Below are 1187 nucleotides of genomic sequence, written 5' to 3' on the forward strand. Positions count from 1 at the left end.
TAAGTGTTAGCAAGTTCGTTTGCAAACTTGTTAGCACTTTTTTATATTTCTTCTATTATAAGCCTCTCCCCTCTTTACCTCTACGTTATATCAGATTAATTCTTGTTTCCCTGTTCAGAACTACGAGAAACACATATGACATGAACTGTATTTTCGAGGGGATTTTAACCATTTATTGTTATAATTAAATCCGCAATGTTTTTTCAGGATGGAGTTCTACCTTACAAGATGAATTGAAATATATTGTATCTGATTTTGAAAAAGCTGGATTTTCCAAAGAAACAATTAAAGAAACTTTAGAACAACAATATAAAATGCTTGATAAATTGAAAGTAAAAATGGAACAAAAATAAAATATAAAGTAACTGATGACTAAAAAGGGAGAGAATAAATGGATACTATAAATAATGGGCTATGGAAAGAAATCAGTAATATGTTTACTGATTCGAGCAAAAAAATAAAGTTGAATATCAATGAAACAACAAACGGGAAAAACACTTTGGAAGTATTGCAAATACCATCAAAATCCGCACTAGGTTCAATAGTATATAATACATCAGAAATAATAGTCGATGATTGGATTAGAATACTTGGTTCTGACAGTGAAAAGAATAGAGGGATACTTTCATATAATCTAGTTAACAAAGATGAAGTTGCTACAAAGATTGATAAAATGCTAATAGTTGCAGATGATATTGTCGGGGGCGTTTTCGCATTAAATGCGGGTAAGTTTTCTATTGGTGTAGGCCATATTTGGTATTTTGCTCCTGATACATTAGAGTGGGAGTCATTAGATATGAAATATTCAGAATTTATAACTTGGATTGCACAAGGGAATATGAATGAATTTTATAGTACCCTGAGATGGAATACATGGAAAGAGGACTCTGAAATTATGAAATTCGATGAGGCCATATTGATATATCCATTTTTATGGTCTAATGAATTACAGTTAGAAAAAGCAGATAAAAAGATTGTACCTGCTAAGGAACTATTAAATATCAATCAAGAATATAGCAAACAGTTTAACTTGAGTTAAGTTTAACTACATTTATAATTAGAATGATATCGCCCCTGTTGCTTTAAAATAAAGTTTGATCAAATTGATACTAATAACCTTGATAAACGTTCATAGAAAAGAGCGTGTTTTGAAAAAAAGATTGCTCAAAACACGCTCTTAATATTTT

The 1187-nt window shown here is 30.2% G+C and carries 1 protein-coding gene; it reads left to right on the forward strand.

Features of this window, described 5'->3' with window-relative positions; genetic code table 11:
* Positions 1-391: 391 nt before the first annotated feature.
* Positions 392-1039: a DUF2625 family protein gene (locus BPMYX0001_RS24865; protein ID WP_033799334.1), complete on the forward strand. Its 648-nt coding sequence runs from the start codon at positions 392-394 to the stop codon at positions 1037-1039.
* Positions 1040-1187 lie beyond the last annotated feature (148 nt).

It is taken from the genome of Bacillus pseudomycoides DSM 12442, assembly GCF_000161455.1.
Lineage (GTDB): Bacteria > Bacillota > Bacilli > Bacillales > Bacillaceae_G > Bacillus_A > Bacillus_A pseudomycoides.

What these genes read in the sequence shown, in the direction of transcription:
- BPMYX0001_RS24865 (WP_033799334.1), top strand. Translation starts at nt 392, where the DNA reads ATGGATACTATAAATAATGGGCTATGGAAAGAAATCAGTAATATGTTT.